The following is a 23,452-nucleotide window of genomic DNA, read 5'->3' as shown; positions in this document are numbered from 1 at the left end:
TGCGGAGTCCGTGCGGTGTGCCGTTCCTGATATCAACAACCCGGACGCATCAACGTCCGACTATTCAGCCAGGAGACACTTCATGTTCAAACCCCTACGTCAGGCCGGCGCGGTCGCGCTCTGCGCGGCCCTTTTAGGCATCAGCTGCGCGGCAGGTGCAGCCGATATCAAAAGCGGCCTGAAAATCGCCTTCATCCCCAAGCAGATCAACAACCCGTATGAGGTGATTGCCGATAACGGCGGCATGTCCGCGATCAAGGAATTTGGCGGCGTCGGCAAGGTGGTAGGCCCGTCGGATGCGGGCGCGTCGTCGCAGGTGCAATACATCAACACGTTGATCACGCAGCGTCAGGACGCCATTGTGATTGCCGCTAACGACGCGAACGCGGTGGTGCCGTACCTGAAAAAAGCCATGTCGCAGGGCATCAAGGTGGTGACTTTCGACTCGGACACGGCGCCCGACGGACGGCAACTGTTCGTCAACCAGGCCAACGCGGAAGGCATTGGCCGCGGCCAGGTGCAACTGGTTGCGAAGCTGATGGGCGGCGAGGGCGAGTTTGCGATTCTTTCGGCCACGCCGAACGCCACCAACCAGAACACCTGGATCAAGTGGATGCAGGAGGAACTGAAGAAGCCGGAATACTCGAAGATCAAGCTGGTGAAGATCGCCTACGGTAACGACGACGACCAGAAGTCGTTTGTCGAAACCCAGGGTTTGTTGCAGGCGTATCCGAATCTGAAGGCGATCGTCGCGCCGACCACGGTGGGTATTGCCGCCGCCGCGCGCTATATCTCGACCTCGTCGAGCAAAGGCAAGGTGGACGTGACGGGTCTCGGCACACCGAACCAGATGCGCGCGTTCGTCAAGAACGGCACGGTTAAGGCGTTCCAGTTGTGGGATCCGAACCAGCTCGGCTATCTGGCCGCTTATGCTGCGGCGGCCCTGTCGTCGGGTACGATCACCGGCAAGGAAGGCGAGTCGTTCGACGCGGGTAAGCTCGGCAAGCGCACCATCGGACCGCAGGGGGAAATTATTCTTGGACCGCCGACCACGTTCGATTCGAGCAATATCGACAACTTCAATTTCTAGGCGCAAACGCTTTCAGTCGCGCAGGAAAATAGACGCCGCGCAGAGACGCCCTTCGGGGCGTTTTTGTTTTTTAGCGTGCGCCGGGTGTTCTATGCGCGCCCGCTGTTTTCGGCGCTTTTTCTTGTGCTTTTTCCCGTCCGGGAACCGGTTTCAGCGGTGCGGAATGCAGGCAAGTTGTATGGCAAAAGTCTGTTACGGGTAAACGCCTAACCGTCAGTTGGTGAGCGCATAATCAATAAAAATACGTCTATTAAAGCTAAAGTCTAACAACGCCGCGTTATGCGATTCGCGTTGCGGATCCGTCAATTCAATGTTGCTTGACAACTATTCGCCCGCTTGATTATCTTGGCGTCCATGGTGCGATCCTGCATGAACGTCCGTCTGCGGACCCGATTCATCAAGGCAATCAAAGGCGACTCTCGCTCTGGCAACGATCCACGCCGGGCACACGCCGCGCATCATAAGACATGGCACGCCAGCACACGGCGGCACACTGGAGGAGCAAATGGGCAAGGTAAGAGGCATGCGTTGGTGGATGATCGGACTCGTGACGTCGGGGCTGATCGTCAACTACATAGCGCGCAATTCGCTGGCGGTCGCCGCTCCGGAAATGAACCGGCTGCTGAGCATTTCGACCGCGCAGTACTCGTATATCGTTGCGTCCTTCCAGGCCGCTTACATGGTGATGCAGCCGATTGCCGGCTACATCCTCGACGTGGCCGGCACCAAGATCGGCTTCGCGCTGTTCGCGATCGCATGGTCGGGCGCCTGCATGCTGCACGGCACGGCCAATGGCTGGATTTCGCTGGCGGTCTTTCGCGGCATGCTGGGCATCACCGAAGCCGCGGGCATTCCCTCGGGCCTGAAGGCCACCTCCGAATGGTTTCCCGCTAAGGAGCGTTCGATTGCAACTGGCTGGTTCAATATCGGCTCGTCGATCGGCGCCGTGATCGCGCCGCCGCTGGTGGTCTGGTGGGTGCTGCACGGCAACTGGCGCATGGCCTTCGTGTCGATTGGCGTGCTCGGATTGGTGTGGAGCATGCTGTGGCTGCTGCTCTATCGCGCGCCGAAAGATCAGCCGCGTCTCTCCGATAGCGAGCGCGACTACATCCTCGCCGGCCAGGAAGCGCAATACAAGACGGATACCACGGCACGGCCGTCGTGGCGCGCCATCATCAAGCGCCGTGCTTTCTGGGGCATTGCGATTCCGCGTTTTCTGGCCGAACCGGCGTGGCAGACCTTCAATTTCTGGATTCCGCTCTATATGGTGAGCGTGCGCCATATGAACCTGAAGGAAATCGCCATGTTCGCGTGGCTACCGTTCCTCGCAGCGGATATTGGCTGCGTGCTCGGCGGTTATCTCGCGCCGTGGTATCAGAAGCACTTCAAAACTTCGCTGATCACGTCGCGCAAGCTGGTGGTGGTCACCGGTTCGCTGTGCATGATCGGACCGGCCTGTATCGGCCTCGCCACCAGCCCGTATATGGCGATTGCGCTGTTCTGCATCGGCGGCTTTGCGCACCAGACGTTATCGGGCGCGCTCTATACTCTGGCTTCGGACGTGTTCGGCAAGAACGATGTCGCTACCGCAACCGGCCTTACCGGCATGGCGGGTTATGCCGGCGCGACGCTGTTTTCGCTGGCAGTGGGCGTGGTGGTGGCGCTGGTCGGTTACGATCCGTTATTTGTGGCGCTGGCCTGTTTCGATCTGGTAGGCGCGCTGGTGGTGTGGTTCGTGTTGAAGGAACCGGGTGAACCGCAGCAGCGCGCCGCCGACGCCGTCCCGCACGTCGCCGACGCGGCGCGGGCCTGAAGCGGGGCAGTCGCCGCCTTGAAGACAGTGTCGGTAACAGGAATGGAGACGCAGCAAGGATGAGTACACAGCAGGAATCGAAAGCCAAGCCGTTTCGCCGGCTTTTGCTGACCGGCGCGGCCGGCAATCTGGGCCGGCAGTTGCGCGGCGCGCTGGCGCAATGGGCCGACGTGGTGCGTCTGTCGGATATCACGCCGCTGGGCGAAGCGGCGGCGCATGAAGAGCACGTGGTGCTGGATCTCGCGGACCGCGCGGGCGTGGATGCGCTGCTCGAAGGCGTCGATGCCGTGGTTCACCTGGGCGGCATTTCCGTCGATGCACCGTTCGACGATCTGCTCGAAGCGAATATTCGTGGTGTCTACAACCTGTACGCAGCGGCGCAGAAGCACGGTGTGAAGCGCGTGCTGTTTGCGAGTTCCAATCACGCAATCGGCTTTCATCCGACCACCACCGTGATCGATGCCGACGCGCCTTTGCGTCCCGACAGTCTGTACGGCGTGACCAAATGTTTCGGCGAATCGTTGTCGCGCTATTACTTTGACCGCTTCGGTCTGGAGACGGTCTGCATGCGGATCGGCTCTTCGTTCGAAGTGCCAAAGAATCCGCGCATGCTGGTGACGTATCTGAGCTATCGCGACTTTATCGAGCTGGTGCGCTGCTCGCTGTTCACCAACCGCGTGGGGCATGCCATCGTGTATGGCGTGTCGAACAATCGGGTGGCCTGGTGGGACAACACCAAGGCGGCGTTTCTCGGCTATCGCCCGCAGGACAGTTCGGCGCAGTTCGACGATCTGTTCCCGGTCCAGGCGCCGACCGACGAGTTCGACGATCCGGCGCAGCGCTTTCAGGGCGGCGCGTTCGTAGTGGCGTTGCCGCAGTCCTGAAGCACGGCGGGTGAGAGCGGATGGCTGCCTGTTATAAGCAAGCCACCATCCGCCTTCATGCACGTGAGTCGTTCAGGCGACCAGCGCTTCCTCGCTGTAAAACGGGTAATCCGTGTAGCCGATTTCGGTGCCGCCAAAGAAGGTCGGCCGGTCGTAGGGGTTCAGCGGCAGCCTGTTACGCAGACGTTCCGGCAAATCCGGATTGGCGATAAAGTCGCGGCCAAAGGCGACAAGGTCCGCATCGCCGGCTTCGATGATGGCTTCTGCCGTCTCGCCCTTGAAACCGCCCGCCGCGATAATCGTCCCCTTGTAGTGCTTGCGGATCAGTTGCGCGGCGAGCGGATTCTGGTCCTTGCTCTCGTCGTCGACATTACCCAGCACGCGCGGCTCGATCAGATGCAGGTAAGCGAGATCGAGCTTCCCCAGTTCCTCGGCCACGTAGGTGAAGAGGCCGACCGGATCGCTGTCCGACATATCGCCCCACGAACCGCTCGGGCCAAGACGCACGGCCACTTTGTCGCTGCCCCACACGGAGATCACCGCGCGCGTCGTTTCCAGCAGGAAACGGGCACGGTTTTCAAACGAGCCGCCATAGATATCCGTGCGCGTGTTGCTGCCGTCCTGCAGGAACTGATCAAACAGATAACCGTTGGCCGCGTGCAGTTCCACGCCATCGAAGCCGGCGGCCACGCCGCGTTCGGCGGCGCGCCGGAAGCTCTCCACGAGCCCGGCAATCTCTTCGATTTCCAGGGCGCGATTCGGGGTGTTGGGTACCCAGCCTGACTTCGTATAAGCGACGCCACCGTGCGGAATCGCCGACGGGCCGACCGGTTGACTGCCCGCCGGTTGCACTTCCGAATTCGATTGACGGCCGGCGTGATAAAGCTGCAAAAAGATCTTGCCGCCCTTGGCGTGCACGGCGTCCGTCACGAGACACCAGCCGGCAATCTGGCTGTCGTCGAACAGACCCGGCGCGCCGAGGTAGCCGTTGCCGTTGGCGGCGGCGATCGTCGCTTCGCCGATCAGCAGCGCGCCCTGAGAAGTTCGTTGTGCATAATATTCGGCCATCAACGGGCCGGGCTTCGCGCCATCTTCGGCGCGCATGCGCGTGAGCGGCGCAAGCACGACGCGGTGGGCAAATTCATAAGGACCGACTTTGACGCTGGTAAAGAGCCTGGACATGATTTCCTCTGCTTCGAGATTGACTTGAGATTCGGGCTGGCGCGTGGACCTTCCGCCAGGCTGCACGTTTGGGCTGTGCCTGATAGCGCGGAAAGTCCGTTGCCTTGACGATCACTCTATAGCGGTCTCGCAGAGGGAAAAACAGGCTCACGTTCCGAACATTGCGGACATGGGCGTCACAAATGCAGCGGCTCCGCGCCGCGCGAAGCGCGCCGGATGACCTGCGGCGTTTGTCCGAAGGCGCGCAGGAAGGCGCGCCGCATGCGTTCGCGGTCACCGAAACCGGTGTCACGCGCCACGATTTCAATTGGATGCGGCCCCGATTCAAGCATCAGGCGCGCCGCCTCGATGCGCAGATGCTCAATCGCCTTCGCAGGCGATTGCCCGGTCTCGGCCCGGAACGCACGGCTGAATTGCCGCGGACTCAAATGCACCGCGCCGGCGAGCTGCACGACCGAGAGGTCGGTATGAAGATTCTGCTTCGCATAGGCGAGCGCCATCTGGATGCGGTCGGAGCGCGGCTCCGGTTCGAGCAGCGCGGAAAACTGCGTCTGACCGCCCGCGCGCCGGTGATAGACGACCAGCTTGCGCGCCACCAGCCGCGCGATTTCCGCGCCGGCATCTTTTTCGACCAGCGCGAGCGCAAGATCGATGCAGGCCGTCATTCCCGCTGAAGTCCAGACCGCGCCGTCGATGATAAAGATGCGGTCCTCCTCCAGTTTCACCGCCGGAAATTCGCGACGCAGACGCGCGGCGAAATACCAGTGGGTCGTGGCGCGCCGGCCGTCGAGCAGGCCCGCCTGGGCGAGATTGAAGGCGCCGGTGCAGGTGGAGCCGATGCGCCGCGAGGTCCGCGCCGCGCGCTGCAGAAAGGCGATCAGGCCGGCACTGGGCTCGACCACATCGTTATCGCCGACTACCAGCACGGTGTCGAAATGGCTGTCGTCGAAAGCCTGGGTTTCGACCGAAAAGCCGGCCGAGGTCTGCACCGGGCCGCCATGCTCGGAGAGCAGGACGAACTCGTAAAGGGGCTGGCCGGCCGCCATGTTGGTGAATTCAAAGACGGACGTAATGCCCAGGTTGATCACCTGAAAGCCCCGGTACAGCACGATTCCGATTCGTAACATGGTGATGTCCTCGCGGTTCCTTGACGGCGGTTTTGGGGGGCGCCGCAGCGGATGTCCCAAAAAGTAGTTTATATGGCATTTGAGACATCGCATTATGAGCTTAATCTCCGTTTCATGCAGACCGGCTGAGGTCGGCAAACCATGAAACCCAGGAGAAATTCAATGAACGATACGACACACAAGGGCACGGCCCTCATCACCGGTGCTTCCTCCGGAATCGGCGCGGTTTATGCGGATCGGCTGGCCCGTCGCGGCTATGACCTGATTCTGGTGGCGCGCAACCGCGAACGCCTCGACCAGCTGGCCAATCGTCTGACGACGGCGACCGGCCGCTCGATCGAAGTGGTCGCGGCGGATCTGGGCAACAAGGCCGACGTGCGGCGCATCGAAGAGATTCTGCGCACCGATTCGAGCATCACGATGCTGGTGAACAATGCGGGCGTCGGCGGTGCGGGTCCGCTGCTGGTCTCCAACGTGGACGCCATGGAAGCGATGATCGAGCTGAACGTCACCGCGCTCACGCGGCTGACCTATGCGATTGCCCCGGCGTTCGTCCAGCGTGGAGCCGGCACGATCATCAATATCGCGTCGATCGTCGCGGTGGCGCCGGAGATCCTCAATGGCGTGTACGGCGGCACGAAGGCTTTCGTGCTGGCGCTCAGCCAGTCGCTCAAGCATGAACTGGCGGACAAGGGCGTGCGCGTGCACGCGGTGCTGCCCGGCGCGATCCGTACCGAGTTCTGGGACATCGCCGGGATGCCGGTCGAAAACCTGCCGCAGGGCATGGTGATGGGCGTCGACGATCTGGTCGATGCGGCACTCGCCGGCCTGGATCAGGGCGAGTTCGCGACGGTGCCTTCGCTGCCGGAGGCGGATGACTGGAACACGTTTGAGTCGGCGCGCCTCGCGTTGCAGCCGAATCTGTCGCGCAGCGAGCCGGCCGCACGTTACGGAGTGCGTAGCGTCGCCTGAGATGAGTGACGCACCGGCTGGCTGCGCGCCTGGCTACTTACCGCAATGCTTCCAGTTGCGCGAACTCCTGGTCGCTCAGGCTGATTTCCGCGGCGGCGACGTTTTCGCGTAGATGGATGCGTTTGGACGTGCCCGGGATCGGCAAGATCACCGGGCTGCGCTTGAGCAGCCACGCGAGGGCGATCTGTCCCGCGCTGACGCCACGGTCAGCGGCGATCTTTTGCAGCGGCGAGCCTTGCTGCGTCAGACTGCCGGCCGCGAGCGGATACCACGGAATGAAGCCGATGCCATGCTTTTCGCAATACTCCAGCACGTCTTCGCTGCCGCGATCGGTCAGGTTGTAGCGGTTCTGCACCGTCGCCACCTTGAAGTATTTCGAGGCGGCTTCGATGTCGTCGACCGAAACTTCGCTTAGGCCCGCAAAGCGAATCAGGCCTTCGTTTTGCATCGAACGGACCGCGTCGAACTGTTCGTCGCGCGGCACGTTCGGATCCACGCGATGCAGTTGCCACAGCGCAATCTGCTCGACGCCGAGGTTTTGCAGGCTCTTTTGCAGCCGCTGCCGTAGATAATCCGGATTGCCGTCCGGATTCCAGCGGTCGGGTCCGGGACGGCGCAGCCCCGCTTTTGTCGCGATCAGCAGGTCCTTGTAGGGATGCAGGGCCTCGCGGATCAACTGCTCGGACACATCCGGACCATAAGAGTCCGCCGTGTCGATGAAATTCACGCCGAGTTCGGGCAGGCTCTGCAAGGTGCGCAGCGCCTCGGACGGATCGTCCGGCGGCCCCCAGATGCCAGGGCCGGTAATACGCATCGCGCCATAGCCCAGCCGATGAATCTCGACTTCGCCGCCGAGTTTGAAGGTGCCCGACGCTTTCGCCGACGGATTCGCCAGATCGCTCATTTGTCGCCTCCTTGTGATGGATGGTGTGAGTCTAGGTGATTTCCGGGCAACGCATGTAGCGGGGTGGCCTGAAGACAGTTGTCGCGCTCGCTGAACAATGCGGCTGCGGCGACTGACAAGCTCTCGCGGACACCGCCGTGTGCGCCCCGGGACGGTGGCGCGCCCCGGCTCGACTCAACTCAACTCAGCGCGCCGCACCGTCTCGCGGCGCAGCGCCGGAAGCGGGAAACAAATGCTGACCCATAAAGTCGACGAAGACGCGAATCCTCGGCGACAGATGCCGTCCCGACGGCCAGAGCGCGCGGAACACGCCCGGATTGCCCGGCAACTGCGGCAGCACATGCACGAGAACGCCGCGCCGCAATTGTTCGCGCACGGTGAAGTCGGGCACGCAGGCAAGGCCTAAGCCCTGTTCCGCCATCGAAATCAGCGGTTCGATATTGCTGACCACCGCCGCGTGCGAGAGATCGATATTCAGCGTCTCGCCATTGCGTTCGAGCGGCCAGGGGCGCAGCTTGCCGGTCGACGGGAAACGGTGCTGCAGGCAGGCGTGGTTCGCCAGATCTTCTGGCGTGTCCGGCATGCCGCGCTCGGCGAGGTAAGCCGGCGCGGCGACGATGATGTGCGTGAAATGGCCCAGCGCGCGGGTGATCAGTTGCGAATCGCCGACTTCGCCGGTACGCATGGCGACGTCGAAGCCTTCTTCGATGACATCCACGAGACGGTCGCTGAAGTCGAGATCCAGTGTGATCTCCGGGTAGGCTTTCATGAATGCGCCCAGTACCGGCATCAGCAGCATCCCGACCAGCGGCAGGCTGACCCGCAGGCGCCCGCGCGGCGTGGAAGTCGCCAGCGCGAGCTCGGTTTCGGCCGCTTCGATTTCTTCGATGATGCGCGAGCAGCGCTTGAGGAATTGCGCGCCTTCCGGCGTGAGCGTGATGCTGCGGGTGCTGCGATGGAACAGGCGCACGCCCAGGCGCGTTTCCAGCCGGGAAATGGCCTTGCCGACCGCCGAGGCGGAGATGCCCATTTGCCGGCCGGCGGCAGTGAAGCTGCGGGTTTCAGCGGAGCGGACAAACACGTTCAGCGAGCCTACTCGGTCCATCGCCGAGGCGCCGCTCGCGCCGTCGTCGCGGTCATGGCTGGCGGCGCGTTCGCCACGTTCGGCGCGCGCGGCGCGCTCGGGGCCGGAGGCGGGCGCACCGGCCGTGGCCGCAGGCTTTTGACGATCGCTCATGGCGCTCGCATGGCCGGCACCTAGCGGAGGATCTTCGTGAACAGCAAATGCTTGAAGCGCACCACCGGTTGCTGGCTGCGCTGCGCCTTGGCAAGCAGGATCGAGCCCTGCAGGGAGGCGACGATAAAGCCCGCCACGTCGTTGCAATCGAAATCGGCCGGCAGTTCGCCCGCTTTGACCGCCGCCGCGAGGCAGTATTCGAAGCTCTGTTGCAGCTCCGCGAAAATCGCCACCAGACGCTCGCGGATCAACTCGCTATGGTCGCTGGCTTCGAGCGCGAAGTTGCCGAGCAGGCACCCGTTGCGTGACTGATTCTGACAGATGCGCGAAATGCTCCAGTCGACGTAGTCGCCAAGCCGTTTGAGCGGCGCGAGCGCGTCGTTGCGCAGCGTGTTGCGCACCACCTCCTGGCTATTGGCGAAATAGATCTCGAGAATCTCGAGGCCAAATGCTTCCTTCGACGCAAAGTGGTTGGTGAACGAGCCTTGCGGCACCCCCGCCGCGTGAACGATGTCGCGCACGCTGGCACCCGCAAAGCCGCGTTCGTGGACGACTTTGAGGCCTTCGGTGAGGATTTTTCCGCGGTGAGAGGGTCTAGGCATAGTGAGTAAATTGTACGGTCGTCCATATTGGCGAGTCAACGCGGGCAATCCCGCCATGGGCGTGCGTTTGGCCGTCTGGCATGGAAATCAGCGGCTTGACGATACTATGGAAATCCTTGACATCATAGCTTGATTACATTTTAATACGGACAGTCGTATTGGTTTGCGTAAAAAATACGCATTTCAACCATGCAGGCCAGCTTCGATGCCGGTCTTGCGCACGCCGCCGGTGTCGTCGGGCGGGGCAAATCTGAAAAGCTCAAAGGGATCGGGATATGGACCGTCTGCAAGCAATGAAAGTATTCACGCGTGTGGTGGACACCAACAGCTTTTCGCGCGCCGCGGACACGCTCGATCTGCCGCGCGCGTCGGTGACGACGATCATCCAGAATCTCGAGGCGCATCTGAAGGTGCGGCTGCTGCAGCGCACGACACGGCGTCTGAGTCTGACAGCGGATGGCGCTGCTTACTACGAGCGCTGCGTGCGCATTCTGGCGGACATCGAAGAGACCGAAAGCTCCTTGTCCCACGCGCAGCGCGCGCCACGCGGCAAGTTGCGGGTCGACATGCCGAGCGCGCTAGGCAAGCTGGTGCTGATGCCGAAGATCGACGAGTTTCACGAGCGTTACCCGGACATCGAACTGATGGTCGGCTTCGGCGACAAGCCCGTCGACCTGATCCAGGAGGGCGTGGATTGCGTGATCCGGATCGGCACCTTGCAGGATTCGAGTCTGGTGGCGCGCCGCATTGGCGTGTTCCAGCGCGTGACGGTGGCGAGCCCCGTGTATCTGGAGCAGCACGGCACGCCCGAGACAATCGACGATCTGCAGAACCACGTCGCGGTCAACTATTTCCTCGGCCGCACCGGGCGCGTGATGGATCTGACCTTTGGCGTCGGCGACGAGACCGTCGAGGTCAAGATGCGCGGCAATATCGCCGTCAACGATGCCGAAGCCTACGTCGCTAGCGGCCTGAAAGGTGTGGGTCTGATGCAGGCGCCGCGTTTCATGGCGTTGCCGCATCTGCGCTCCGGCGAGCTGGTCGAAGTGCTGTCGCAATGGAAGCCATCGCCGCTGCCGATTTCCGCTGTGTATCCGCATAACCGCCATCTGTCGCCCACGGTGCGGGTGTTCGTCGATTGGGTGGCTGAGCTGTTCGGCCGCTGCCCGCTGTTCTCCGGTCAGGAAGACGCCGAACTGCGCTGCCTGCCGACCACCGTGCCGGAGCAGGCCGCGCCCGCCGTCCGGCGCAGCGCGCCGGCGCCGGCCGCTGCAGCGGCGGATAGGGTAGAACTGGCCGTCTAAACCGCCGCGAGCGCCGCGGATACGGATTGTTTAGCGCTCAGAGATTGTGTTTCGGCATTACAGGTCTTTATCTGGCTCTCATTGGGCACCACAATAGGTGCTATCAAAACAATGGGGACGGCGCGAGCGCGTTCGACGGTAGACATGGTGTCGAAGCTGGATCTGGGACTTTGTATCGAGGATGTCCGCATTAGCGGACACGCGCAGCCCATCACGCTGCGCAGCTATCGACCCGCCTCGAGGGGCGGCATTCTTCCCGTGGTGCTGTATTTCCATGGCGGCGGATTTACCGATGGCACGCTCGACGACGCAGATCTTGCAGCGCGTCATATTGCTCGCGGCATGCCGGCGTGGGTGGTGTCGGTGGGCTATTCGCTGGCGCCGCAGTTTCCGTTTCCTGCCGCGCCGGAGGACGGTTACCGCGCCTTGCAATGGGCCGTCTGCCAGGCGCGCGGGCAACGCGCCGATCCGCGTCTTGTGGGCATTGCCGGCCATGACGCCGGCGGCAACCTCGCCACCTGCGTTTCGGCCATCGCGCGCGACCGCCGGGAAGTGACAATCTCCGCGCAGGCCTTGTTGGCGCCGCTGCTCGATCCGAGCATGACGCGCGTCGTCGATCACGAGAAAGCCCCGCCATCCCCCGACCTCAACCAGTGCGCGCGCTGCTATCGCGAATATCTGCCGAACGCCGCGCAACGGGTGCATCCCTACGCGGCGCCGCTGGATTCGTGGCGGCTGGCGGGCTTGCCGCCCGGGCTGATTGCCAGTGCCCAGCACGATTCGCTGCACGTCGAGGCCGAGAATTACGCGGCCGCGCTGACTCGCGCAGGCGTGCTCACCGAAGTGCGACGCTACGCCAATACCTCGCGCGACGGCCTGGCGATCCATGCCGAGGCGCTGGCGGATCTCGTCACATTCCTGCAGACGCATTTACACGCGCCGCTCGCCGCAACCACGGGCTTGCCGCCGGACTGATGCCGGCGATCTATCCGTCGGTGCGATCGTAAAATCACCGGTTTCGAATTTTGCGTGGGACGGCGCCGCACGATTGTCGAGTCCGCTACGATTGCGTCTTTATCCGGCCGACAGTCCAGCGCCGGGTCCATCACGAGGTGTCCTATGGATTATCTGGAGAGTCTGCGGGTCTTTCGCGCAGTCGTCGAGGCGCGCAGCTTTACGCGCGCCGCCGATATGCTCGGCCTGACTACGCCGATCGTGTCGCGCTCCATTTCCGGGCTCGAGCGCCGTCTCGGCAGCCGCCTGTTTAACCGGACCACACGCCAGGTTTCGCTCACCGAAGCGGCGGAACATTTCTACGAAGGCTGCGCGCGGATACTCGACGACCTGGAGGCGCTCGAAGCCGACGCGTCCTCGCACACCCGCGAACCGAGCGGCGTGCTGCGCCTCGTCGCGCACACAACCGCCACCGTCAACCGGCTGGTGCCGTTGATCTCGAGCTTCAGGCACAAGCATCCCAAAGTGAGCCTCGACGTGACGCTGACCGAGCGGCCGGTGGATCTGGTCGCGGATGGTTACGACCTGGGCCTCATCCTGCCGTTCATGCTGAGTACCGATACCGTCGTGACGCGTCTGCTCGAACGCATGCCGTTCGCGATCGTCGCGGCGCCGGAGTATCTGCGGCGGTATGGGCAACCCGCGCATCCATCCGAACTCGTTCACCATACGTTCGTGGTGCTGTCGCCCGCGTTTCGCAAGCCGCAACTGACGTTCCGGCTCGGCGCGGAGGAACTCATCGTGCCGCTCAGCTACGACATTGCTTCGAACAATGCCGTGTTCAACCGTGAGATGGTGCGGGGCGGATTCGGCATCGGCGTGCTGCCGGCCGCGCTCGCGCAGGACGAACTCGCCGGCGGCCGTCTGGTGAGCCTGTTCGACGAATACGAATTGGTGGATGCAACAATTGAAATGCGGCTCGCCTACAACACCCGCACGCTGATGCCGGCAAAGGTGAAGGCCTTTGTCGAGCACGCGGCCGAATTCTTCGCCGAGGTGACGGCTTTGCAGGCGTCATCGGAAATGAAGGCCCGGCAGTAGTCCAGTCTGGGGATCGCTCGGCTCAAGGCCTGATGAAAGGTCTCTTCACCGGCGCTGGCAAGCCTTCGCCAGCCTGTGAACACACTCTCCCGCGCGACTCTTGTCGCCGCGACAACAATCAGATGTACCCGCGAGATTGATCCAGACGGATCGCATCTCTAATCTGTGCGCATGCACACCAACTCACCCGAAAACGACGATTGCTTCGCGATTCGTCAGGCGGCCCGGCACATTTCGCAGTTGTACGAGCGGCATTTGTCCGAAGCGGCGTTGACGCCGACGCAATTCAGCATTCTCGCGGCGCTGCGAGGCGCCGCGCCGCGGACGATGCTCGAACTGGCGCAGGCGATGGTGATGGACCGGACCACCCTGGTACGCGGGCTCAGGCCTTTGTTGCACAACGGTTTGATCGCCGATGAGCCGGACGGGCGGGGCAAGCGGCGGCGTCGGCTGGCGTTGACGCAAGCCGGCGAGGCGAAGCTCGCTCAAGCCACGACGTATTGGCGTGCCGCGCAAAACGAGTTTGAACGCAAGTTTGGACCGCAACAGGCCGCGACGCTTCGCTGCGAACTGTTCCGTCTGACGCGCGAGGTGTCCAAAGTTTAAGAAATATCAGGCCGCTGGCCCACGCAGCAAGCGCATTTTTCCATTCGATTTAGTGCATATACACAGGTGAAAATCATGTCGAGTCCTGTTACTCCCGTTTCTGAAATTTCCGGGCCGTCAGCCGAGGCCGTTGCCGCGACCAAAGGCAGGCATATTCCGTGGATGCGCCTCGCTTACGGCGCAGTGGCGCTGGTGCTGGCTGCCGCCGCGGGCTATTGGTTCTTCGTTCTGCGCTTCGAGCAGTCCACCGACGACGCCTATGTCGGCGGCAACGTGACGGTGATGGCGCCCAAGGTCAACGGCTTTATCACCGACATCCTGGTGCAGGACAACCAGCACGTTGCGGCAAACCAGGTGCTGATCCGGCTCGATGCACGCGACTACGACGCGAAGCTCGCGCAAGCCACCGCCGAGGTGGACAGCGCCCGCGCTGCGGTAACGGAGTTGCAGGCGCAACAGGTTTTGCAGGCCGCGGTGATCAACCAGCATCAGGCGGAAGTGCGGGCCTCGTCGGCGGAATTGACGCGCAGCGCGCAGGACCAGGCGCGCTACCGCGAGCTGGTCAAGGACGAAGCGGTTTCGAACCAGATTGTCGAGCGTGCCGACGCCGATTTCTCCAAGGCGCAAGCAGCGGTGCAAAGCAGCGGCGCCGCAGTGCTTGCCGCGCAACGTCAGCTGGATGTGCTCGGCGCGCAGATCGCCGATGCGCAGGCTCGTGTCAATACGGCGCTCGCCGCACAACGTGTGGCACAACTGAACGTTGAATACACAACCATTCGCTCGCCGGTCGACGGTTATATCGGCAACCGGACAGCGCGCGTCGGCATGCTCGCCAATATCGGCGCGCCGCTGCTGACAGTGGTGCCGTCCACGGACCTGTGGGTGGACGCGAACTTCAAGGAAGATCAACTGAAGAAGATGCAGATCGGCGACAAGGCCGACGTCGCACTCGATGCCTCGAGCCTGCCCTTGCACGGTTATGTCGAAAGCCTCGCGCCGGCCACAGGCGCCACCTTCAGCGTGCTGCCGCCCGAAAACGCGACCGGCAACTTCACCAAGATCGTGCAGCGCGTGCCGGTGCGGATTCGTCTGGATGTGCCGCGCGGCATGGAAAGTGTGCTGCGCCCGGGCCTGTCGGCGACCGTCGAAGTGCATCTCGCCGACGGCTCGCACGCCGCCGCCGGCCGCTAAGCGAACCGGGCCGACATCATGACCAACACTGATTCGCTCGATCCGGCATCCCAGCCCATGCGGCAACGCGTGTTTGCATTCGCACTGATGTGCCTGGGATTTTTCATGGCAACCCTGGATATCCAGATCGTCGCTTCTTCACTGCGGGACATCGGCGGGGGACTGTCCGCGAGTCAGGATGAGTTGTCGTGGGTGCAGACGGCCTACCTGATTGCGGAAATCCTCGTGATTCCGATGTCCGGCTGGTTATCCAAAGTGTTTTCGACGCGCTGGCTGTTCGTAGCCTCCGCGGTGGGATTCACCATCACCAGCATGCTGTGCGGCATTGCCTGGGACATTAACTCGATCATCCTGTTTCGCGGTTTGCAGGGCGCAATGGGCGCCGCGATGATCCCAACGGTATTCACCACGGCCTTTGTGCTGTTTCCCGGCAAGCAGCGACTGGTTGCGTCTACAACCATCGGCGCACTGGCTTCGCTTGCGCCGGCGATCGGCCCGGTGATCGGTGGCTGGATTACGGATCAGTGGTCCTGGCACTGGTTGTTCTATCTGAACCTGGTGCCGGGTGTCGTCGTGGCGGCGCTGGTGCCTAAATACGTGAATATCGACAAGCCCGATCTCTCTCTGCTGAAAAAAGGCGATTACCTGGGAATCCTCTTGATGAGCGGCTTTCTCGGTTGTCTCGAGTATGTGCTGGAAGAAGGGCCGCGCAAGAACTGGTTCGGCGATCACATTATCGTCGCCTGTACGTGGATTTCGGCGATCTGTGGCTTTCTTTTCATCGTGCATGCGTTGACGACCGATGAACCCATCGTGGATCTGCGTGCTTTGGTGGTGCGTAATTTCGGCATCGGCAGCTTGCTGTCCTTTATCACGGGCATTGGCATTTTTGTGGCGGTGTTTCTGACGCCGGAATTTCTCGGTCAGGTGCGCGGCTTCAGTTCGCTGCAGATCGGCATTGCGTTGCTTTCGGTTGGCGTGTTCCAGTTGATCGCGCTGGGTGTCTACGCAATGGTGGCGCGCTTTGTCGATATGCGGCTGTTACTGCTGTTCGGCCTCATCTGTTTCGGGCTCGGTTGTTATATGTATGTGCCGGTGACGCATGACTGGGGCTGGCAGCAACTGCTGTTGCCGCAAGCCTTGCGCGGCATCGGCCAGCAGTTCGCCGTGCCGCCGATCGTCACCATGGCATTGGGCTCGCTGCCGCAGTCACGGCTGAAATCGGCCAGCGGACTGTTTAACCTGATGCGCAATCTGGGCGGGGCCATCGGCATTGCGGTGAGCGCCACCATGCTCAATGACCGTCTGAACTTCCATTATCTGCGGCTTAACGAAAGCGTCACCGTGGGCCGTCCCGAAGTGGAGTCGGTGCTGACGGAGCAGAGCGCGCATTGGTCCTCGGTAGCGGGCGACGTGCTCAACACGACGCAATCCGGGCTCGCCAACCTGCACGCGCTGGTGCTGCGTGAAGCCCTGGTGCTGACGTACTCGGACACCTTCTATGTGCTGTCGCTGTGTTTCATCGTCGCGATAGCGAGTGTGTTGTTTTCCAAACCTTTCTCTAACGGTGCGCCGCCGCCGGACGCACATTGAGGCCAATCATGAAAAAGCTCATTGTAGAAATTCTGGCTTGTCTGTCGGTGGCCGCCTGTGCGGTCCAGCCGGCCACGCATGCCGATCTGCCCGCCACGGTCAAGACCGTCGCGCCGCTCGACTGGAGTGTCGAGGCGCCCAGGGATGCAGTGGATGCGAAGACCTGGTGGTCGCAATTCGGCGATCCGGTGCTCGATCAATTGGTAGATACGGTGCTAACGGGTAATCTCGACTTGCAGGCAGCCGCGGAACGCGTCAGACAGGCGCAGGCCATCACCACTCAAAAGCACGCAGTGCTGCTGCCGGAACTCGATGCGACGGCTACCGCCGCCGATACCCGCATCAACACGCCGCCGCCGCTCGGCTATGTGCGCGAGGGCGGTGCGGGCCTCGCGCTGAACTGGTCGCCTGACGTGTTCGGCGGCGAGCGGCTCGACCTGCTGGCGGCGCAGGCGCAACAGGTCGGCACGCAGCACGCCGAGGACGCGCTGCGCCTCGCGCTTGCAGCCAATACCGCTTCGGCCTATGTCGACCTGCGCTGGGCCCAGCAGGAATTGCAGATTCTGCAGGACAACCAGGTAATCCGTCAGCATGCCTTGCGATTGACGCAGGAGCGTCTGAAATACGGCCTGTCGACGCAGCTCGACGTGGCCCGCGCGCAGAATCAACTGGACGAACTGCAGGCACGTATTCCGCGCGCACAATCGACCATCGAGCATGAGCTCAGCCTGATTGCGGTCTATTCGGGCCGCACGCCGGAAGCGGTGGACAAGCTGGTGCTGGCGACGCCCGGCCCGATTCCCAACCCGGAAGGCGCGGCGCCCACTACTTTGCCATCCGAAGCATTGCTGCGCCGCCCCGACGTGCTGGTGGCCTATGCAACCGTCGAACAGCGCGCTGCCGAAGTGGGCGTTTCGCGAGCGGAACGCTATCCGAAGTTCAATCTGAACCTGAGCGATGGCTTGCTGGCGGCTTCATATGTCGGCCTGCCGACCTTGACCGACAATCTGTTCAGCGCGGCATTGAACGCCACCAGCCCAATTTTCAATGCCGGGCGTATCACGGCGGATATTCAGCAGAGCGAAAGCAAAATGCGTGAATCGCAACTGAATTTGCAGCAGACGATGCTGCAGGCGTTAAGAGAAGTCGAAGACACTCGCAGCGATCTGGTCAGCACGACCGCATCGACGCAAAAGCTCACCGATGCATTGGGCGCCTCCGACCAGTCGCTCAAGCTGGCCAACCAGTTATACAAAGGGGGCGCAACCGATTTCCTCGATGTGTTGTCGGCGCAGCAAACCTATCTGCAGGACTCCGATTCGCTGAATCAGGCTAGACGCGAGCACGCACTGGCTGCGGTGGCGCTGTACCGCTCGCTGGGGGGCGGCTGGAGCGAGGTTGCCGGGCCGGCACTCGCTTCGAATGGCCGGCCGACGGGCGGCTGAATGCTTTGCGCTTTGCCAGCCGATGAATTAGATTGACTAAGGGTCTACCGGTCGCGCGCGGCAAGAGTTTGAAATAGGCTGGGCGTGCCGGCGAATCTATTGGTCACACAATACTGCATGAATAGACCGCCACCACCTTGCATCGAGAGGAGAACAACATGAGGACAGTCGGAATCTTGAGCGCGTTATGTCTGACGGTAGCGGTCGCCCTGCCGGTGGCCGCTTATGCGCAGGCCAGCGACGCGATGGCCGGAATGGACAACGGCTCGACGGCAAGCGGCAAGAAAGCCGCTTCCAGATCTGACCGGGCGCTCGCGCGATCAGTGCGCCGTGCTTTGACGAAGACGCCAGGCTTCAACGTGTCGAACGTGTTCGTGCGGGCGCGCAGTGGTGCGGTGACCTTGTCCGGCAGCGTGGATTCCGGCGACCAGATCAGCCAGGCCGAGCAGGTTGCGCATACCGTGCCGGGGGTGACGTCGGTTTCGAACAAGCTCACCTTGTTCCATGGCGGCAACGGCTAAATGAAATGTAGCGATTTGCGATGACGACTGGGACATCGCCGGGGCGTCTTCGGCGGTGTCCCTCCCGCACTCAGGCGCGGATCTCGAACCCCGCCGCATATTCCTGCGGATCGCTGCCGTCCCACCCGCGTCCGTCGATCAACACCTGCCTGATGGTCTCCGGCGGAATCGCAATGCCGATACCTTGCGCCGCCTCTCGATACAACTGCGTCTGATTGATCGCGCTGGCGATTGCACGATAGTCGTCGCGCCGCGCGATCATGCCCCAGCGCTCGTATTGCGTCAGAAACCACACACCATCCGTGATGCGCGGATAGTTGACTGCGCCGTCTTCGAAGAAACGCACAGGTAAGCGCTTCGACTCCGCCGGTACGCTGTCACGCGTCAGGCGCTGCGCAATCAACGCTTCGTCGATACCGATAAATTCCGGCCGCACCAGCCAGCGCGCAATTTCGTTGCGATGCCCTGGCCCATCCAGCCAGCGGCAGGCTTCGAGCAGGGTCTGCACCAACGCGCGCGCCGTGCTGGGATGGCGGTCCACGAAATCGCGCCGGCAGGCCAGCACTTTCTCCGGATGATCGGGCCAGATTTCACTGCTATAGGCAATCGTGCGGCCCACGCCGCGCGCTTCTGCGGCGGCATTCCACGGCTCGCCCACGCACAGTCCGTCCAGCCGGTCCTCCGCGAGCGCGGCCACCATCTGCGGCGGCGGAATCACCACGCTTTCGATTTCGCGCAACGGGTGCACGCCTTGCGAAGCGAGCCAGTAGTACAGCCACATCGCATGCGTGCCGGTCGGGAAGGTCTGCGCGAACACAGGCTTGCGGCCGAGCGTCGCCAGCGCCCGCGGCAATGAATGCTGTTGCGCCAGTGCGTCGGCGAGACGGTTCGATAGCGTGATGGCCTGGCCGTTGCGGTTGAGCACCATCAGTACGGCCATGTCCGTTTGCGGGCCGCCGAGCCCAAGCTGCACACCATACGGGATGCCGTAGAGCGCGTGCGTGGCATCCAGTTCGCCAGCCAGCAGCTTGTCGCGCAGCGCGGCCCATGACGGTTCGCGCGAGAGTTCGAGGGTCAGTCCATGGGCGTGGCCGAACTCCAGCAGCTTCGCCGCGACGAGCGGCGCCGCGTCGGCGAGCGAGACGAAACCCAGTCGCAGATGGGTCTTTTCGAGCCGCATGGGCGTGGAAGGTTGGGTGACAGGAGCAGGTTGGTTCATGAGCCACGCTTCATTTAGGCAAGTCCGCAGCCGTGACGATCTGGCGCGCGATCTCGGCGAGCTTGACGCCCTGGTTCATCGCCCGCTTGCGCAGGCTTGCATAAGCGGCATGTTCGGCCAGATTTTGCTGATCCATCAGCAGACGTTTGGCGCGATCGATCAGCTTGCGCTCGGCCAGTTCGTTTTCCACTTCGGCGAGACGCTCGCGCAACTGGCTTTCCTGCGCGAAACGGGCGAGCGCCACTTCGAGGATCGGCGCGAGCTTCTCCGAGGCCAGCCCTTCGACGAGGTAGGCCGTCACGCCTGCGCCGACAGCATCGCGGATCAGTTGCTGGTTGGCGTCGTTGCTGAACATCAGCACGGGGCGCGGCGCGGTCGCTTTCATGACCGCCAGTTGTTCGAGCGTGTCGCGCGAGGGCGATTCGGTGTCGATGATGATCACGTCCGGCCGCTCGCTTTCGACCCGCCGGTGCAGCGCCTGCGATGTCGCCGTGCCGGCCAGCATGTCATAGCCGAGCCGCGCGAGGGCATCGCGCAGATCGCCAATCGGCTTGTCGGTGTCGGTTACGAGGAGTACGCGCAGCATGGTTTGAATCGGGTCAGCGGCATGCTGTGGTGCCGCGAAGAAGGAAGGCAGTTGCGCCCGGGGCTGCGGTTCATGCGGGAATGTGAAGCGACGCCGGTTTACGTCATTACGAAAGACCGTGCAGATCAAGCAAGCTACATGCCATCAGGGCAAACGCGGTGCCGGGCGGGCCTGCAAGAGCTTGAGATCGGCGTCGGCACGCAACGGCAAGCGGTGGCATGCACGGCAGCGGTGCGCGATCACGAGTGCGCGCACTGAACTGGCGCGGCCTGGTCACCCAAGCCCACCCAGCCCCACCGAGGCCACCCGGGGTAACCCCTATATTCACCCGCACACGCGAAGGACCACAATCCGTTTCATCAAATTATAGAACGACGTTCTATCAGATAGAACAGCGAGTAAGACTCAAAAAGGCACGTTATGGTTTCTCTTCCGCTTTCCGGCATTCGCGTGCTGGACCTGTCCAATGTTTTGTCCGGACCGTTTTGCACCTATCAGCTTGCGCTGCTCGGCGCCGACGTCCTGAAGGTCGAGAACCCCGCTGGCGGCGACCTCGCCCGGCGGCTGGGCGCGGATCCGCAAGCCTCGGCGCGCAATATGGGCGCGTCGTTCGTGGCTGTGAATGCAGGTAAGGAGTCGCTGACGCTCAATCTCAAACACGAGGCCGGCAAAGAAATCCTGCGCAAACTGGTGGCCGGCGCGGACGTGCTGGTCGAGAACTTCCGCCCCGGCGTGATGGACCGTCTCGGCGTGGGCGCGCAGTCGTTGCTCGAAGTGAACCCGCGGCTGGTCTACTGCGCCATTTCCGGCTTCGGCAACGATGGGCCGCTCGCGCATCGTCCGGCGTATGACCAGATCATCCAGGGCATGTCGGGCGCGATGAGCGTCACGGGCGACGCCGAAAGCGCGCCGCTGCGCGTCGGCTATCCGGTCGCGGATACGGTGGGCGGCATGAACGCGGCGCTGGCGATCTGCGCCGCGGTGCTCGCCGCACAACGTACCGGCGAGGGCAGGATCATCGACGTTTCGATGCTGGAGGCGACGCTTTCCAGCATGGGCTGGGTGGTATCGAACTATCTGAATGCCGGCGTGACGCCCACGCCGATGGGCAACGAAAATTTTACGGCGGCGCCGTCCGGCACTTTTGTGTGCGGCGAAGGCATGCTCAATATCGCCGCCAATGAGACCAGGCAGTTTGTTGCGTTGTGCGAACTGATTGGCCGACCCGATCTGCCGCAAGATCCGCGTTTTAGCGAGCGCAATACGCGCAAGCGTTACCGCGCGGAATTGAAGCGCGAGATCGAAGCCGCTCTCGCAGCCGATAGCGCCGGCAACTGGGAGCCGCGTATGACCGCGGCGGGTGTGCCGGCCGGGCTTGTCCTCAGCGTGCCGGATGCCATCAATCAGCCGCAACTCACCGGCCGCGGTTTCGTCCACCAATTGCCGGACGGCGACACCGTGCAGCGGGTGACACGCGCAGGCTTTCGCTTTGTCGATGCCCAAGGCGAAGCGGCGAGCGGGGCGCCCGCCTCGCGCGCTCCGCATCTGTCCGAACACACCGAAGCGCATTTGCAGCGTCTGGGCTACGACGCCGCCGCAATCGCGCGCTTGAGAGAAGACGGCGCGATCTGACGCCGCATCAAAGGAGGCCCGCTTGGAGGAGACCATGAGACCCGCATCGAATACCGTGACGCGCGCAGGCTTCGCGAACACAATCGAATCAGCTACCGATCAGGAGTCCCAGGCACGCGGCATTGTCGCGCGGCTGGATCGTTTGCCTGCCACGCGGCATATCTGGAAGATCGTATTTTTGCTGTCGCTCGGCGGCTGCTTCGAGTTCTACGATCTGTTTATGACCGGCTATATCGCGCCGGGGCTGACGGCGAGCGGTCTGTTCGTCAAAACGTCGACCTCGATCTTTGCGATGAACAGTATCGCGGCCTTCGTCGCGGCGACGTTTCTGGGCCTCTTCATCGGCACCATGGCGCTCGGCTTTCTCGCCGATCTGTACGGTCGCCGCCGTATCTTCGTGGTGGCGTTGCTGGCTTATACGCTGGCGAGCATTCTGATGGTGTTTCAGCAAAGCGCGCTCGGTGTGAACGTGTTTCGCCTGCTGGCCGGGATCGGGCTAGGCGTCGAAATGGTCACCATCAATACCTACGTCGCTGAACTGATGCCGAAGGATTTGCGCGGCCGCGCCTTCGCCATCACGCAGATCGTGCCGTATTGTGCGGTGCCGGTGGTGGCGCTGATGTCGTGGTGGCTGGTGCCGCAACAGCCGTTCGGTCTCGATGGCTGGCGCTGGGTCGTGCTGGCGAGCGCGGCCGGTGCGGCGCTCGTGTGGGTCATCCGGCTCGGCATTCCCGAAAGCCCGCGCTGGCTTGTGACGCGGGGCCGCCTCGACGAAGCGGCGCGCATTACCCTGCAGATCGAGCGCGTCGTCGAACGGCAGTACGGACAGCCGTTGCCGCAACCGATGCCGCACACGCATCGCGCGCCCACCGTCGAGCGGCGCTTTCGCGACATCCTGAAGCCACCGTATCTGAAGCGCACGATCATGATGTCGGTCTATAACGCGGTCTCGGTGATCGGCTTTTACGGCTTCAGCAACTGGATTCCGTCGCTGCTCACGAGCAAGGGCATCAACCTGGTTCATAGCCTGCAGTATTCGTTTTTGATGTCGATTGCGCTGCCGTTGGGACCTACCCTGTTCTTCGCCTTCGCCGACAAGATCGAACGCAAGTGGAGCCTCGTGGGCGCGTCGGGCGCGATTGCGGTGTTCGGTCTCGCCTTTGCGCATCAGACCGGATCGTTCGGCCTGATCGTATTCGGCTTCTGCATGAACCTCGCGCTGACGATCATGACGTATTCATTCCAGACCTATCAGTCGGAACTGTATCCGACCGAGATCCGCGCGCGAGCAATTGGCTTTGTCTACTCCTGGAGCCGACTGAGCGCGATTTTCTCGGGCTTTCTGGTCGCGTTCTTTCTGCGCGATTTCGGCGCGAACGGCGTGTTCGTCATGATCAGCAGTTGCATGGTGTTTGTGATGCTGCTGATCGGCATCATGGGACCGGCCACCAAAGGTCTCGCCCTCGAAGATATCAACCGTTGAAACGAC

The 23,452-nt window shown here is 62.5% G+C and carries 21 protein-coding genes; 14 read left to right on the top strand and 7 right to left on the bottom strand.

Features of this window, described 5'->3' with window-relative positions:
- The first annotated feature begins 82 nt into the window (after positions 1–82).
- From rhaS to FQ755_RS00540, 3 genes are all read left to right on the top strand, one after another.
- Positions 83–1,090, top strand: coding sequence for a rhamnose ABC transporter substrate-binding protein (rhaS, locus tag FQ755_RS00550; protein ID WP_144150168.1), 1,008 nt, complete (start codon positions 83–85; stop codon positions 1,088–1,090).
- 505 nt (positions 1,091–1,595) lie between these two features.
- Positions 1,596–2,903 carry an MFS transporter gene (locus FQ755_RS00545; protein ID WP_144150167.1) on the top strand — a complete coding sequence of 436 codons (1,308 nt, stop codon included), beginning with the start codon at positions 1,596–1,598 and terminating at the stop codon, positions 2,901–2,903.
- Positions 2,904–2,962: 59 nt separating this feature from the next.
- Positions 2,963–3,787, top strand: a complete 825-nt coding sequence (locus FQ755_RS00540; protein WP_144150166.1) for an NAD-dependent epimerase/dehydratase family protein — start codon at positions 2,963–2,965, stop codon at positions 3,785–3,787.
- A 72-nt stretch (positions 3,788–3,859) separates the two neighbouring features.
- Here the strand turns inward: FQ755_RS00540 and FQ755_RS00535 are convergent, their stop codons facing one another.
- Entirely contained in the window at positions 3,860–4,969 is a 1,110-nt protein-coding gene (locus FQ755_RS00535; RefSeq protein ID WP_144150165.1) for an alkene reductase, read from the bottom strand.
- Between the two features lie 176 nt (positions 4,970–5,145).
- Entirely contained in the window at positions 5,146–6,096 is a 951-nt protein-coding gene (locus FQ755_RS00530; RefSeq protein ID WP_144150164.1) for a GlxA family transcriptional regulator, read from the bottom strand.
- Between the two features lie 162 nt (positions 6,097–6,258).
- On the opposite strand from FQ755_RS00530, the gene FQ755_RS00525 reads away from it, so the two are divergent.
- Positions 6,259–7,068 carry an SDR family NAD(P)-dependent oxidoreductase gene (locus FQ755_RS00525; protein ID WP_144150163.1) on the top strand — a complete coding sequence of 270 codons (810 nt, stop codon included), beginning with the start codon at positions 6,259–6,261 and terminating at the stop codon, positions 7,066–7,068.
- Positions 7,069–7,105: 37 nt separating this feature from the next.
- On the opposite strand, the gene FQ755_RS00520 is transcribed toward FQ755_RS00525, so the two are convergent.
- The 3 genes from FQ755_RS00520 to FQ755_RS00510 form a co-directional block, all read right to left on the bottom strand.
- Complete coding sequence (locus FQ755_RS00520) at positions 7,106–7,972, bottom strand: aldo/keto reductase (RefSeq protein ID WP_186308373.1); 867 nt, start codon at positions 7,970–7,972, stop codon at positions 7,106–7,108.
- A 184-nt stretch (positions 7,973–8,156) separates the two neighbouring features.
- Positions 8,157–9,209, bottom strand: coding sequence for a LysR family transcriptional regulator (locus tag FQ755_RS00515; RefSeq protein WP_409936959.1), 1,053 nt, complete (start codon positions 9,207–9,209; stop codon positions 8,157–8,159).
- Between the two features lie 20 nt (positions 9,210–9,229).
- Entirely contained in the window at positions 9,230–9,811 is a 582-nt protein-coding gene (locus tag FQ755_RS00510; RefSeq protein ID WP_144150162.1) for a TetR/AcrR family transcriptional regulator, read from the bottom strand.
- A 275-nt stretch (positions 9,812–10,086) separates the two neighbouring features.
- Between FQ755_RS00510 and FQ755_RS00505 the strand changes: the two genes are divergently transcribed.
- The 8 genes from FQ755_RS00505 (at position 10,087) to FQ755_RS00470 (ending at position 18,526) form a co-directional block, all read left to right on the top strand.
- Positions 10,087–11,115, top strand: a complete 1,029-nt coding sequence (locus tag FQ755_RS00505) for a LysR family transcriptional regulator (RefSeq protein WP_144150161.1) — start codon at positions 10,087–10,089, stop codon at positions 11,113–11,115.
- 144 nt (positions 11,116–11,259) lie between these two features.
- On the top strand, positions 11,260–12,090 hold the full coding sequence (locus tag FQ755_RS00500) for an alpha/beta hydrolase (RefSeq protein WP_144150160.1): 831 nt from the start codon (positions 11,260–11,262) through the stop codon (positions 12,088–12,090).
- Positions 12,091–12,234: 144 nt separating this feature from the next.
- Entirely contained in the window at positions 12,235–13,170 is a 936-nt protein-coding gene (locus tag FQ755_RS00495; RefSeq protein ID WP_144150159.1) for a LysR family transcriptional regulator, read from the top strand.
- A gap of 171 nt (positions 13,171–13,341) precedes the next feature.
- Positions 13,342–13,776 carry a MarR family winged helix-turn-helix transcriptional regulator gene (locus FQ755_RS00490; protein WP_144150158.1) on the top strand — a complete coding sequence of 145 codons (435 nt, stop codon included), beginning with the start codon at positions 13,342–13,344 and terminating at the stop codon, positions 13,774–13,776.
- 75 nt (positions 13,777–13,851) lie between these two features.
- Entirely contained in the window at positions 13,852–14,967 is a 1,116-nt protein-coding gene (locus FQ755_RS00485) for an HlyD family secretion protein (RefSeq protein WP_144150157.1), read from the top strand.
- A gap of 18 nt (positions 14,968–14,985) precedes the next feature.
- Positions 14,986–16,560 carry a DHA2 family efflux MFS transporter permease subunit gene (locus tag FQ755_RS00480; protein ID WP_144150156.1) on the top strand — a complete coding sequence of 525 codons (1,575 nt, stop codon included), beginning with the start codon at positions 14,986–14,988 and terminating at the stop codon, positions 16,558–16,560.
- Between the two features lie 8 nt (positions 16,561–16,568).
- On the top strand, positions 16,569–18,005 hold the full coding sequence (locus FQ755_RS00475; protein ID WP_144150155.1) for an efflux transporter outer membrane subunit: 1,437 nt from the start codon (positions 16,569–16,571) through the stop codon (positions 18,003–18,005).
- A gap of 158 nt (positions 18,006–18,163) precedes the next feature.
- Complete coding sequence (locus tag FQ755_RS00470; protein WP_144150154.1) at positions 18,164–18,526, top strand: BON domain-containing protein; 363 nt, start codon at positions 18,164–18,166, stop codon at positions 18,524–18,526.
- 70 nt (positions 18,527–18,596) lie between these two features.
- Here FQ755_RS00470 and FQ755_RS00465 read toward each other — a convergent pair whose 3' ends face one another.
- Together FQ755_RS00465 and FQ755_RS00460 are read right to left on the bottom strand one after the other, a co-directional pair.
- Positions 18,597–19,745: a CmpA/NrtA family ABC transporter substrate-binding protein gene (locus FQ755_RS00465; RefSeq protein ID WP_144150153.1), complete on the bottom strand. Its 1,149-nt coding sequence runs from the start codon at positions 19,743–19,745 to the stop codon at positions 18,597–18,599.
- A gap of 10 nt (positions 19,746–19,755) precedes the next feature.
- Positions 19,756–20,331, bottom strand: coding sequence for an ANTAR domain-containing response regulator (locus FQ755_RS00460; RefSeq protein ID WP_144150152.1), 576 nt, complete (start codon positions 20,329–20,331; stop codon positions 19,756–19,758).
- 420 nt (positions 20,332–20,751) lie between these two features.
- Between FQ755_RS00460 and FQ755_RS00455 the strand changes: the two genes are divergently transcribed.
- Together FQ755_RS00455 and FQ755_RS00450 are read left to right on the top strand one after the other, a co-directional pair.
- Positions 20,752–21,963 (top strand): CaiB/BaiF CoA transferase family protein, encoded by a 1,212-nt coding sequence (locus FQ755_RS00455; protein ID WP_144150151.1) that lies wholly within the window; start codon positions 20,752–20,754, stop codon positions 21,961–21,963.
- A 34-nt stretch (positions 21,964–21,997) separates the two neighbouring features.
- Positions 21,998–23,446, top strand: coding sequence for an MFS transporter (locus FQ755_RS00450; protein ID WP_144150150.1), 1,449 nt, complete (start codon positions 21,998–22,000; stop codon positions 23,444–23,446).
- Positions 23,447–23,452 lie beyond the last annotated feature (6 nt).

Source organism: Paraburkholderia sp. BCC1885, assembly GCF_900996235.1.
In the GTDB taxonomy this organism is placed as follows: domain Bacteria; phylum Pseudomonadota; class Gammaproteobacteria; order Burkholderiales; family Burkholderiaceae; genus Paraburkholderia.
The sequence above is the reverse complement of the archived record's forward strand: the minus strand, read 5'-3'. Positions and strand labels throughout refer to the sequence as shown.

What these genes read in the sequence shown, in the direction of transcription:
- rhaS (WP_144150168.1), top strand. Translation starts at nt 83, where the DNA reads ATGTTCAAACCCCTACGTCAGGCCGGCGCGGTCGCGCTCTGCGCGGCC.
- FQ755_RS00545 (WP_144150167.1), top strand. Translation starts at nt 1,596, where the DNA reads ATGGGCAAGGTAAGAGGCATGCGTTGGTGGATGATCGGACTCGTGACG.
- FQ755_RS00540 (WP_144150166.1), top strand. Translation starts at nt 2,963, where the DNA reads ATGAGTACACAGCAGGAATCGAAAGCCAAGCCGTTTCGCCGGCTTTTG.
- FQ755_RS00535 (WP_144150165.1), bottom strand. Translation starts at nt 4,969, where the DNA reads ATGTCCAGGCTCTTTACCAGCGTCAAAGTCGGTCCTTATGAATTTGCC.
- FQ755_RS00530 (WP_144150164.1), bottom strand. Translation starts at nt 6,096, where the DNA reads ATGTTACGAATCGGAATCGTGCTGTACCGGGGCTTTCAGGTGATCAAC.
- FQ755_RS00525 (WP_144150163.1), top strand. Translation starts at nt 6,259, where the DNA reads ATGAACGATACGACACACAAGGGCACGGCCCTCATCACCGGTGCTTCC.
- FQ755_RS00520 (WP_186308373.1), bottom strand. Translation starts at nt 7,972, where the DNA reads ATGAGCGATCTGGCGAATCCGTCGGCGAAAGCGTCGGGCACCTTCAAA.
- FQ755_RS00515 (WP_409936959.1), bottom strand. Translation starts at nt 9,209, where the DNA reads ATGAGCGATCGTCAAAAGCCTGCGGCCACGGCCGGTGCGCCCGCCTCC.
- FQ755_RS00510 (WP_144150162.1), bottom strand. Translation starts at nt 9,811, where the DNA reads ATGCCTAGACCCTCTCACCGCGGAAAAATCCTCACCGAAGGCCTCAAA.
- FQ755_RS00505 (WP_144150161.1), top strand. Translation starts at nt 10,087, where the DNA reads ATGGACCGTCTGCAAGCAATGAAAGTATTCACGCGTGTGGTGGACACC.
- FQ755_RS00500 (WP_144150160.1), top strand. Translation starts at nt 11,260, where the DNA reads ATGGTGTCGAAGCTGGATCTGGGACTTTGTATCGAGGATGTCCGCATT.
- FQ755_RS00495 (WP_144150159.1), top strand. Translation starts at nt 12,235, where the DNA reads ATGGATTATCTGGAGAGTCTGCGGGTCTTTCGCGCAGTCGTCGAGGCG.
- FQ755_RS00490 (WP_144150158.1), top strand. Translation starts at nt 13,342, where the DNA reads ATGCACACCAACTCACCCGAAAACGACGATTGCTTCGCGATTCGTCAG.
- FQ755_RS00485 (WP_144150157.1), top strand. Translation starts at nt 13,852, where the DNA reads ATGTCGAGTCCTGTTACTCCCGTTTCTGAAATTTCCGGGCCGTCAGCC.
- FQ755_RS00480 (WP_144150156.1), top strand. Translation starts at nt 14,986, where the DNA reads ATGACCAACACTGATTCGCTCGATCCGGCATCCCAGCCCATGCGGCAA.
- FQ755_RS00475 (WP_144150155.1), top strand. Translation starts at nt 16,569, where the DNA reads ATGAAAAAGCTCATTGTAGAAATTCTGGCTTGTCTGTCGGTGGCCGCC.
- FQ755_RS00470 (WP_144150154.1), top strand. Translation starts at nt 18,164, where the DNA reads ATGAGGACAGTCGGAATCTTGAGCGCGTTATGTCTGACGGTAGCGGTC.
- FQ755_RS00465 (WP_144150153.1), bottom strand. Translation starts at nt 19,745, where the DNA reads ATGAACCAACCTGCTCCTGTCACCCAACCTTCCACGCCCATGCGGCTC.
- FQ755_RS00460 (WP_144150152.1), bottom strand. Translation starts at nt 20,331, where the DNA reads ATGCTGCGCGTACTCCTCGTAACCGACACCGACAAGCCGATTGGCGAT.
- FQ755_RS00455 (WP_144150151.1), top strand. Translation starts at nt 20,752, where the DNA reads ATGGTTTCTCTTCCGCTTTCCGGCATTCGCGTGCTGGACCTGTCCAAT.
- FQ755_RS00450 (WP_144150150.1), top strand. Translation starts at nt 21,998, where the DNA reads ATGAGACCCGCATCGAATACCGTGACGCGCGCAGGCTTCGCGAACACA.